The following is a 10,500-nucleotide window of genomic DNA, read 5'->3' as shown; positions in this document are numbered from 1 at the left end:
GCTTACAGGATGGTGACGTGAACCCTGTCCTCGACCAGCAGTTCGCTCGTCCCAGCCACGTTGGTGTAGGCGTGATAGACCGAGCCGTCCACGGTCTTCGTTCCCGCGTCGGTCCAGCGATCGGCGGCCGCCCCGGTATTGACCAGCTTCACCTGGCCAGTGTCATCGCCATGCACCACCAGCTGCGTCTTGCCGTCGCTCACCAGCAGGTTGGCCTGGCCGAGCCGCGTGATGTCGCTCATGTGCACAGCCAGGGTGTTTCCGCCGTCGCTGCCGAGATCGAAGTGCTCGAAACCCTTGACCTTGCTCTGCAACGCCGTGAGGTCCAGGTTCATGCCCTTCCCGTCCATCACCAGGGTGTCGATGCCCGCACCGCCGTCGACGTTCGTGAAGGTCAGGCTGCTGATCCGCACCACATCGTTGCCGGTACCGCCCAGGGCGATGTCCTTGCTGCCGATGTTGGTGATGGTGTCATTGCCCGCGCCGCCCGACAGGAAGTCGACGCCGCTGGTGCCGATCAGCAGATCGTCGCCGCTGGTGTAGTCCTGCGTGAAGTTCGGTGTCGAGTAGTAGACGAACACCGAGCCGGAATTTCCGCCGTTCGAATTCTGCAGCGGAGCGCCGACCGCGATGTCCGCCACGCCGTCACCGTTCCAGTCACCCACCGTCACGCCCGAACCCAGCCATTCGCCAGTGGTCTGTCCGCGCAGCACATAGCCCTTGGACGGATCGTTCATGATGTCCTTGATCGAGATCACCGGCGCCTCGAAGTTCTCGCTGCGCCCGTAGACCACGTACACCGCACCGTTGTCGGTCAGGCCGCTGCCGTCGGCATAGCGGGCACCGACCAGGAAGTCGTTGATGCCGTCGCCGTTGACGTCGCCCAGACCGCGCAAGCTGGTGCCGAACCATTCCGTCGCCGTGCTCTGGCTGGTGGCCGTCGATTTCTCGTTGACCAGCAGGAAGCCGTCGTTGGCCGTGAAGGTCGGGGTGTACCCGGTCGGCGCCCCCGATCCAGGAGTGAAGAAAGCATCCAGGTTGATGTCCTTCCCATACCCGCCTTCCTTGCCGTAGATCACCCACACCCGGCCCGGATCGCCCGGATCGGAGTACGGAGCGGCAATGGCGAAGTCGTCGATTCCGTCGCCGTTGATGTCGCCCAGGCCCGTGATGAGGCTGTGCGATTCCGTGGAGTTCGACCCACCCAGCCACTCGTAGTGCATGGCGTTGATGCGAATGCCCTGGTCCGGCGTCAGGGTGCCAAGGTCCAGATTCGCCGGCAGGCCGTCCTTGTTGCCGTAGATCAGGTACGAGGTCCCCGCCGATTGCCCGTTCTGCCACGACAGCACGTTGCCCGCGCGCGGATCCGAGATCACGAAGTCCTCGATACCGTCGCCGTTGACGTCTCCGACGCCATTGATCGATTCGCCGAGGTCGACGTTTCGCACGATGCCCGGGTTGGCGAGCGAGCCACCGGTGGCGTTCGGGGTGCCCTTGATCATCGTGCCGCTCACGCCACTGGGCAGCGTCCAGGCATTGTTCTGGTAGACCAGATCGACGTTCGACCAGTTGCCGCCGTGACCGTAGATCACCATGGCGCTGCCCGAGGAGCCGACGCCACCCTGGCGGTCGCCGATCATCAGGTCGGCATAGCCGTCGCCGTTGATGTCGCCGCCGCCCGAGGCGAAGCCGAACCAGCTGTCGGCGGACACGGGGATCGAGACCTTGAAGCCGTACTGGTTCTGGCCCGCGTCGATCAGGTTCAGGTTGAATKACCCGCTGGCATAGGTGCCGGCCGCGCCGCCGAAAACGACGTAGACCTTGTCGTTCCAGTGCGAGCCGACCAGCGCGTCGGCATAGCCGTCGCCGTTGACGTCGCCCAGCATGTTGATGGTGTAGCCCATCCGATCGGCGCCCTCCTGGGGAGGGGTGGCACCGTAGATCTTCAGGCCCTGCTCCGGCGTGAGATTGGCAATGTTGCCCACGCTGGCCAGTCCGCGCTCGGAGCCGTAGAGGATGTAGGCGGCGCCCACATCCCCGCGCCCATTGCGGTCCACCCAGGGCGCCGACACCATCATGTCGTCGATGCCATCGCCGTTGAAGTCACCGATATTGGTCACGTCCCAGCCGAACTGGTCGCCGGCCGTTTCGCCCGTGAGCACCTGGCGGATATTGCTGTCGATGACCAGGTTCGCGTTCTTGTCGTCGAGCGTCGAAACCGAGCTCGAGACATTGCCGGCGAGGTCGGTCAGCACCGCCTTCAGGTGGTAGGTGCCGTCCTTCAGGCTGGGCAGGTCGTAAGTCCAGCTGCCGTCGGCGTTGACCGTGATGCCGCTGGCGAAGATGCGGTCGCCCGCATCCAGCTTGCCATCGTTGTTGACGTCGTCGAACAGCGTGACGCGCAGCTTGCTCAGGTCCGTGTCGCTGCCCGTCCCGACCTTGCCGCTGATGGTGGGCGTCTTGCTCGAGGTGATGTTGTCGGTGTTCGAATCCCCCCAATCGCTCGAGGTGGCCAGGTCGACCGTGGTCTTGTTGGTCGGACCCTGGGTGTCGATCGTGACCGTCCTCTGGTCGATGTCGCCCGCCACCCCGGCGGCGCTGACCACGCGCACCGCGTAGACGTATTGGCCATCGCTCAGGGTCCGGCTGTCGACATAGCTCCAGCTCGTGCCGCCGGAAACCACCACGTCCTGCCAGGACTTGCCGCCGTCGAGCGTGATCTGGGCACGCTGCCCGCTGCTCAGCGCCTGGCTCAGCGTCCCGTTGATCGTCAGCGACGTGTCGCTGGTGACGAAGTCGTGGTCTGAGGACCCGGTGTCGTCCGTGATGGAGGTGATGGCGATCGACGACGCAGGCACGCTGTCATCGAAGGTCACCGCGTACGGCGGGCTCGGCTCGGTCTTGTTCCCCGCAGGGTCCATCTCCACCACCGTGAACTCGTTCACGCCACCGGCCAGCGGCGACTGCACCTGCAGCGACCACTTGCCGTTCGCATCCACCGTCGCGCGGCCCAGCACATGGCTGCCCGTCACGTCCTTCACCGTCACGATGACGGTGTCGCCCGCCGTGCCCGTGCCATGGATCACCGGTCGGCTGTCGTCCGTCGTCCCGCCCGACGCCACGTTGCCCGTCACCAGGCCAATGTCGTCTTCCACTCCAGTGATCGCCWGCTTCGTCGCATCCGGCGCCGTGTAGTCGGTCGTCACCGTGAACTTGTCCGACTCCGCACTGGTGTTGCCCGCCACGTCGGTCGCCGTCACCGTGAACTCGTGCTTGCCTTCGTTCAGGCCGGTCGTCGGCGTGTAGCTCCAGTCTCCGTTCGCATCGGCCTTCACGCTGCCCAGCAGCTTGCCGCCGTCGTACACCGTCACCGTGCTGCCCGCTTCGGCCTTGCCCGTCAGCGTCGGCGACGGGTCGTCCGTCGTCGCTCCGTTGGCCAGCGCGCCCTGCACTTCGCCCACGTCGTCCGTCACCTCGCGGATCGTCGGCACCACCGGCGCCACCGTGTCCACGTTGAAGGTGAACGGCGGGGTCGCTTCGCTCACGTTGCCCGCCTTGTCGGTGGCCTTGGCCGTGATGCTGTGCGCGCCCTGCCCCAGGTCGCCCAGGGGCGTGAAGCTCCACGTGCCATCGGACTTCACCGTCGTCGTCCCCAGCTCGGTCGTGCCGTCGTACACCGTGATGGTGCTGTCGGCCTTGCCCTTGCCACGGATCTCCGGACGCGTGTCGTCCGTCACGCCGTTCGACGCAATGTTGCCCGTGATCGCGCCCTGGTCGTCCACCAGCGCGCTGATCGACACTTCAACCTTCGAGGTGTCCACCGTCACGTTCACCGGCGCGCTCGGCGCGCTCGCGTTGCCCGCCGGGTCGGTCACCACCGTCGTGAAGCTGTGCGAGSCGTCCGCCAGGCCCGTGTCCGGCGTGAAGCTCCAGTTGCCGTTGCCGTCCACCAGCGCCTCGCCGAGCTTGGTGCCGTTGTCGCTCACCGTCACCGTGCTGCCCGCTTCGGCCTTGCCGCTGAAGGTCGGGCGGTTGTCGTCCGTGGTCTCGTCACTGGTCAGCGGGCCCTGCTTGGCGCCCACGTCGTCCGTCACCACCAGCCCGCTCACCGCGTCCGGCGCCTTCGTGTCGATCACGAAGTTCCAGATGCCGGTCGCATCGCTGGTCTGGCCCACCGGGTTGGTCGCCGTCGCCGTCAGGTTGTGCGCTCCATCGGCCAGGTTCGCGCCCGGCGTGAAGCTCCACTTGCCGTTCGCATCCGCCTTCACCTCGCCCAGCAGCGTCGCACCGTCATAGATCTTGACGGTGTTGCCCGCTTGCGCCGTGCCGGAGATGGTCGGCGTCGCGTCGTTGGTCACCTCGCCCTTCTGCAGCATGTGCACCACGCCCACGTCGTCCAGGACGTTCTCGATCACCGGCACGGCCGGTGGGACCGTGTCCACCGTCACCGCGTACGGATCGCTCGGCTCGGTCTTGTTCCCCGCAGGGTCCATCTCCACCACCGTGAACTCGTTCACGCCACCCGCCAGCGGCGACTGCACCTGCAGCGACCACTTGCCGTTCTCGTCCACCGTCGCGCGGCCCAGCACATGGCTGCCCGTCACGTCCTTCACCGTCACGATGACGGTGTCGCCCGCCGTGCCCGTGCCATGGATCACCGGTCGGCTGTCGTCCGTCGTCCCGCCAGACGCCACGTTGCCCGTCACCAGGCCAATGTCGTCTTCCACCCCAGTGATCGCCAGCTTGCTCTCATCCGGCTTGGTCAAGTCCACGCCAAACTCGAAGGGGTCCGAAGGATCGCTTTCGTTGCCGGCCTTGTCGGTTTCAGTGATGGTGATCGCGTGCGGTCCCTCGGCCAGGTCCTCGGCCGGGGTCAAGGTCCAGCGACCCTTGTCGTCGACGACGACCTCGCCGATCGGGTTGCCGTTGTCGTAGACGGTGATGGTGTCGCCGGGCGTGCCATTGCCAGTGAATTCGGGCTTGGCATCGTTCGTGACGCCGCCCTTGGAAATCGGGCCGGTGATCTCTACGACGTCGTCGATCACGCTCTCMAGCCCTTGACCATCRCCCACGCCGGGCKTTKTCGGCTTCGWCGTGTCGACGTCGACCACAAACTGGCTSCCGGCGCTGGTATTGCCCGCCGSGTCGGTCGCCGTCACTTCGAAGGTGTGCTCACCCTCGGCCAGGGGATCCTGGGGCGTGAACGTCCACGCGCCGGTCACCGGATCCGTGTCTGCCGTGCCAAGCACCTTGCCGTTGTCGATCACCGTCACCTTGCTGCCAGGCTCGGCCGTGCCGCTCAGCGTGGGCTGGGTGTCGTTGGTCGACTGGCCGCTTTGCAGAAAGCCCTCGTCCGGCGCAACGTCGTCCAGCACGGAACCGATCTCGGGGGCAGAGGGCGCCTGCGTATCGACATTCACGGGCACCTTGATCACGGTGCTGTTGCCGGCGTCGTCGATCTCGGTGACCACGACGGTGCCGCCGCCCTCGGGCAGCGGGTTCGCCGGCGCCGGTACGGCCCAGGTGCCGTCGGGCTGCACCGTCGTCTCGCTCGTCTCGCCGCCCGGGTAGGTCACAACGATGGTGTCGCCAGGCTCGCCCTTGCCGCTCAGCGTGGGCTTGTCGGTGTTGACCAGGCCGGTCTCGTCGACCGCGCCATCAATCTGCGCATCCGGCGCCTTGGGCGGCACGGTGTCCACGTCGAACTCGAAGGGATCCGAAGGCTCGCTCACGTTGCCAGCCTTGTCGGTTTCCGTGATGGTGATCGAGTGCCGACCGTCTTCCAGCGCGCCGCTCTTGTCATCAAGGGAGAAAGTCCAGTCCCCCTTGTCGTCGACGACGACCTGCCCGAGCACCACATCGTTCTTGTCGTAGATGGTGATCGTGCTGCCGGGCTCGCCCGTGCCGAAGAACCCAGGGCGGCTGTCATCGGTGACACCACCGGCGGGGATCTCGCCGACGATCGTGCCGATGTTGTCGATGGCCCCGCCCACGCTGGGCTTGCTCGGGGGCGTCAGGTCGACGACGAACTCGAAGGGGTCCGAAGAATCGCTCGTGTTGCCGTTGTTGTCGCTTTCCGTGGTGGTGATCGAGTGCGATCCCTCGGGCAGATCCTCGGTCGGGGTAAAGCTCCAGTTGCCATTGCCGTCGACGACGACCTCGCCGATCACCTTGCCTTGATCGTAGATGGTGATGGTGTTGCCAGGCGTGCCATTGCCGACGAATTCGGGGCGCGTGTCATCGGTCGCGCCCTTGTCCGAGATCGCGCCGGTGATCGGACCGACGTCGTCGATGGCGCCCGCCTGCGGCGGCGCGGAGATGGGCTTTGGCTGCTCGGGTTCGGGCTTGGGATCGGGCGTGGGTTGGGCAGGCTCGACCCAGTCCGAAGAACCGGAGTTGCTCGCCGCAATGCCGCCAGCCGCCAGACCACCGAGCATGAGCAGGGGCCAGAAGACACCGGCGTTGTCGTCATCACTGCCCGCAGTACCCGGAGCGACCGGATCGCCAGCCAGCGCGACCGCCGTCATGTCCCCGTCGGCCAACGAGAAGATCGCACCCGCCCCATCGGTCCGGCCATACGCATAGAGCTGGCCGTCTTCCGCGACGCCGAACAGGCCCGGAGGCTCGGCCAGCAGGAAGTAGCCTTCCAAAATCAAGGCAGGGCTGGTCTCGCCCTCCAAAGTCAACTGCAGGTCATCGCCGACACGCGTCAGGGTCGCGTTTTCTGGCGCAACGCCACTCTCGTCCTTGAGCAGGTATTTGACGTTGGGCAAAGCCTTGACCTTGACAGGCAACTTCCCGTCCAAGGCCACCGCCTCGCCTGCGTTCCTGCCATTCTTGTTGATAACAACTGCCGTCTTTTTTGTAGCCACTGGATGCTCKCGTCTAATGAAAATGAAATGAAACCGAAATTCGTTTTTCAACGGCAGATGCCGGGCAATGAGAAGCCCGACAGACTTGCCGCCGAACCGCAATCGGGTGCGACTGATAACTCCACAAGCTGAAAACGATGGCGTTTGCGCGCTCACCGCTCGATCGATCGAATCGAAACTGCATCGCGCAATTCGATTCAGTGATCAAGCGGATTGAAGGCACTATTGAGACGCCATTGAGTCACCTTTGCCGCGCGATTTCCGAGCACTCTCGGACCACGCTCTGCCGTCGGCGCTTGAGACTCAGAACTCTAGTAAAAGTGGATTCAATAGGGAATGAGAAAACGCCGCGATCGCTTCACGAAAAGGCCGAGCGTTGGTGCATTTCTGGCTTGCACCGAGCCCGTGCGACGACCACTCGCAGCCCCGGCGAAGGACTGGGCGGACGCCCGACAAAAATAGATACAATCCGCCGGCGCAGGCGATAGGTTGGGTCATGGTCGGTCGCGCGACACTTCTCACCGTCTTCATGCAGGAGCATTGCGGACTCGCATTCACGCGGACGCGGCGGCATCCTCTTGAACAGCCTTCGTGCCACTCCGACAGGAAGGTCTGATCGAAATGACAATGCGCGTGATCATCGCGGACGACCACCCGATCATCCTGGCCGGGGTGCGGATGCTGCTCGAGAACAGCAGCGAGATCGAGGTGGTGGCCGAGGCCGACTCACCGGACACGCTGTTGGCGGCGTTGCGCCAAACGCCCTGCGACCTGCTGATCACCGATTTTTCGATGCCGGGCGGCGAGGCGGCAGACGGCCTCGGCTTGCTTCAACGCATCCGGCGTGACCATCCCGATCTGCCGATCGTTGTCTTGACGATGATCGGCAACGTCGGCGTGCACGGCGCCATCCTGGAAGCCGGCGTTCGCGGGCTGATCGACAAGGCGTCCGGCATGGCGGAGATCTCCCTCGCGATCCAGGCAGTGGCCCAGGGCCGCAACTACATCAGCACCACTTTCAGGCAAGGCCTGCTGCAAAGCGAGTTCGACTCGGCTGCGGGCGAATCCGCGCGGCTTTCACCGCGCGAGCTCGAAGTGATTCGCCTGTTCGCATCCGGCTTGACGGTGACGGGCATTGCCGAACGCCTGGCTCGCAGCGTGAAGACGGTCAGTCGGCAGAAGTCGGACGCGATGGTCAAGCTCGGTCTCAAGAACGATCTCGAAATCTATGTCTATGCGCGTGAGAACGGCATGAATTCCTGAGCGGAGGCCTTGCCGGCCCTCGCACCGATGGATCGTGCGGCGCATTGTTTCAGGCGCCAGGGCCATGCATCCGAACGAACGCCGACGCCCTTGCCAGCGCCGACACCAGCGCTTCCCGCGTCGGGCCATACAGCGCGAGGACGGCCTTTTCCGATTCGGGCCCGTCGGCCTCGGCCTGCCGCTCGACGGCCCGCAATGCGCTGACCGCCTTGGCCTCGTCGAGTTGATGGCAAGCTGAGCTCAGCCTGTGCGCCAACTGCCGCAAGCGCGGAAGATCCTCGTGCGCGGCGGCCTGGTCCATCGCCTTCAGATCCTCTTCGGTGGCGGCGACGAAGATGCGCACCAGCTTGGCGACCTTGTCGAGGCTTCCGCCGCACAGCTGCATGAGAGCCGGATAGACCGCGTCCGTCGGCTCCGATGATCCGGTGGCCGGCGGGCCGGATGCCGTGGCTGCAGCACCCGCGGACTGCCGCTCCAGGATCTCGACCAACGCATGCCGCAGTTCATGAAGCTGCAAGGGCTTGGTCAGATAGGCGTCCATGCCGAGCGCCAGGCAACGCTCGGCTTCGCCCTGCAAGGCGTTGGCCGTCAGTGCGACGATCGGCAATCTCGAGGCTCCGAGCCTTGCCTCGTGAGCACGCAGCCGCTTCGTCAGGTCGTAGCCATCGAGCCGCGGCATGTGGCAGTCGGTCAGCAGCATCGCATAGCCGCCATGGGAGGACATCAGCATGTCCCAGGCCTGCTCGCCGTCTTCGGCGCAGTCGCAGGCGAAGCCGAGCTTGGCGAGCTGCAGCGTGAGGACTTCGCGATTGATCTCATGGTCCTCGGCCAGCAGCAGCTTGCGCCCGCGACCGATCGGCTCCGACCCTGGCCCGGCCGCGGCGGTCTTCGCCTGGCCGAACGAAGAGCGCGCTGACCGAACCTGCCCGGACAGGGCGCCCGCGCTCGGGATCCAGGGTCGCAAGGGCAGACTCACGGTAAACCGACTGCCCTTGCCCAGTTCGCTTTCGCAGCCGACGCCGCCGCCCATCAGCTCGACCAGTTGCTTGACGATCGTGAGTCCGAGTCCGGTGCCTCCGTAGCGCCGGGTGGTGGCGATGTCGGCTTGCTCGAAGGGCTGGAAGAGCGACTCAATGGCTCGCGGCTCGATGCCGATGCCGGTGTCTTCCACCGTCAACTGCAGCGAGCCGTCGACGCCCTTGTGGGCGCCGACCTTGACCCCGCCGCGATGTGTGAACTTGATCGCATTGCCGATCAGATTGGTGAGCACCTGCCGCAGCCGCACGGAGTCGCCAATGACAAATTGCGGTATCTGCTCATCGATCTCGACATCAAGGCTGATACCCTTGGGCATCGCTTCCGGCCGCAGCGTCTCGCACACGTCCTCGATCAGTCCGGACAGCGACAGCGCACGGTTTTCGATATTCAGCTTGCGCGCCTCGATCTTCGAGAAATCGAGGATGTCGTTGATGATCGTGAGCAACGCCACCGACGATTCGCGGCTGCGCTGCAACATGGCGCGCTGGTCTTGCGCGAGCGGGGTGTCCAGCACCAGATCGATCATTCCCAGCACCCCATTGAGGGGCGTACGGACTTCATGGCTCATCATGGCGAGGAACTGGCCCTTGGCGTCCAGTGCCGATCGCGCCTCCTCGGCCTTGGTGATCAGGTCCGCCTTGAGCGCCTCCTCCCTGGTGATGTCCTTGGCGATGCCGGTGAACGAGACCAGCACCCGATCGCTGCCTGCCTCCGCGCCCGTCGTCACGTGGCCTCGCACATCGACCGTACGCACCACGCCGTCACGGTTGCAGATGCGGAACTGATCGCGGTAGGCGCCGACCCCTTTTCGATAGGCCCGGTTCAGTGCGACGGCCGCTCGCCTGCGATCGTCCGAGTGCAGCAACCTGAACATGTCGCGATAGCTGAAGTCGGCATCGCGGCCGCAGATTTCGCGGACCTTGGGATCGGCCGCGATGAGGGTCGCGAGCAGTTCGCGGCCCGTCGGGCTGGCACCCTTGCGCAAGGGAATGACCGAACGCCACACACCCAGCCCGCCGCTGCCGAGGGCAAGTTCGAGTTCGAGCTGCGATTCCTCGAGTTTCGCCAGCACCCGCTCTGCCTGCGACTTGGCCTCGCTCATGGCGAGTTCGCCCAGGCGGCGCTCGGTGATGTCCCGGTTGACGCCGATCAGGTGGTTGTTTCCCCGGCGCATGCGATTGGGCGACGAGAAGCCCTCCACCCACCGGATCGCCCCTGAATCGTCGACGATGCGAAATACGTAGGCTGCCACATTCTTCTGCGTGATGGCGCGATCGACACGGGACTTGACTTCAAGCCTGTCATCGGGATGCATCCGGGCGTACAC

The 10,500-nt window shown here is 65.1% G+C and carries 3 protein-coding genes; 1 reads left to right on the top strand and 2 read right to left on the bottom strand.

Annotation, left to right across the window (positions count from 1 at the left end; all coding sequences use genetic code 11):
* Window positions 1-2 precede the first annotated feature (2 nt).
* A complete protein-coding gene (locus AC1D2K_RS20620; RefSeq protein WP_478090689.1) occupies window positions 3-7,028 on the bottom strand; it encodes an Ig-like domain-containing protein in 7,026 nt (2,341 codons plus the stop codon).
* Window positions 7,029-7,493: 465 nt separating this feature from the next.
* On the opposite strand from AC1D2K_RS20620, the gene AC1D2K_RS20615 reads away from it, so the two are divergent.
* Window positions 7,494-8,135 carry a response regulator gene (locus AC1D2K_RS20615; protein WP_478090688.1) on the top strand — a complete coding sequence of 214 codons (642 nt, stop codon included), beginning with the start codon at window positions 7,494-7,496 and terminating at the stop codon, window positions 8,133-8,135.
* A 49-nt stretch (window positions 8,136-8,184) separates the two neighbouring features.
* Here AC1D2K_RS20615 and AC1D2K_RS20610 read toward each other — a convergent pair.
* Window positions 8,185-10,500: ATP-binding protein (locus AC1D2K_RS20610; RefSeq protein ID WP_478090687.1), on the bottom strand; the 2,316-nt coding region annotated here is incomplete at its 5' end.

This window comes from Variovorax sp. P1_H12_2, from assembly GCF_056405335.1.
Note: the sequence above shows the minus strand (reverse complement) of the source record. Positions and strands in the feature narration are given on the sequence as shown.